Origin of the sequence: Stenotrophomonas sp. HMWF003 (assembly GCF_003061285.1) — a bacterium.
GTDB classification, from domain to species: domain Bacteria; phylum Pseudomonadota; class Gammaproteobacteria; order Xanthomonadales; family Xanthomonadaceae; genus Stenotrophomonas; species Stenotrophomonas maltophilia_AP.
In genome coordinates, this window is sequence record NZ_QAIW01000299.1 from 1 (window position 1) to 1,178 (window position 1,178).

Sequence of the window (1,178 nt, forward strand, 5' to 3'; positions counted from 1 at the left end):
CCATGGTGCTCGTCTGGCGCCTTGCACGTCGGTGCAGGACTGCACCGACGTGCAAGGCGCCAGACGAGCACCATGGAGGGGATTTGGCGTGTCCTGGAGAGGGCGGCCTGCCCCCTCCGGGCATGTGGAGAACTGAAGCGCTGCTTTGTGCCGTTCGCCGTTTGCCGGGCAGAGCCCGGCACCACGGTGGGATCAGGCTACCCCCGCACCCTTTGCCTGCACGTCGGCATGGTACGAAGAACGCACCATCGGGCCCGAAGCCACGTGGCTGAAGCCCAGCTCGTAGCCGTAGACCTCCAGCGCCTTGTAGTCGTCCGGCGTCCAGTAACGCAGCACCGGATGGTGGTGCGGCGTCGGCTGCAGGTACTGACCGATCGTGATCATGTCCACGTCGTGCGCGCGCAGGTCGCGCATCGTCGCCCGCACCTGGTCCATGTCCTCGCCCAGGCCCAGCATGATGCCCGACTTGGTCGCGATCGACGGATGCTGCGCCTTGAAGTTCTTCAGCAGCGTCAGCGACCACTGATAGTCCGCACCCGGGCGCACATTGCGGTACAGGTCCGGCACCGTCTCGATGTTGTGGTTGAACACATCCGGCGGATTGGTCGCCAGGATGTCCAGCGCGCGCTCCATGCGGCCCTTGCCACGGAAGTCCGGCGTCAGCACCTCGATGCGGGTGTTCGGCGACTTCTCGCGGATGGCCCCGATGCAGTCGGCGAAGTGCTGCGCACCGCCATCGCGCAGATCGTCGCGATCCACACTGGTCACCACCACGTACTTCAGGCCCATGTCCGCCACCGTCTGGGACAGGCTGGCCGGCTCGTTGGCATCCGGCGGCTTCGGCCGCCCGTGGGCCACATCGCAGAACGAACAGCGCCGCGTGCACACCTCACCCAGAATCATGAAGGTGGCGGTGCCGTGGCTGAAGCACTCGTGGATGTTCGGGCAGCTCGCTTCCTCGCAGACCGTCACCAGACGGTTCTCGCGCAGCTTCGCCTTCAGCGTCTGCACCGCGTTGCCCGACGGAATCCGTACCCGGATCCACGACGGCTTGCGCAGCACCGGCGCATCGGCGAACTGCACCGGCGAGCGGCCGATCTTGTCCCCGCCCAGCTGTTTGACGCCCGTCTGCAGCGGCGCAACGGACGGCGTGTCGCCCTGCACGATCTGCAGGGGAA

1 protein-coding gene is annotated in these 1,178 nt (G+C 66.6%); it reads right to left on the reverse strand.

Features of this window, described 5'->3' with window-relative positions; genetic code table 11:
• Positions 1–192: 192 nt before the first annotated feature.
• The coding region (gene lipA, locus DBR34_RS12285; protein ID WP_258223874.1) for a lipoyl synthase at positions 193–1,178 on the reverse strand (986 nt) is incomplete at its 5' end.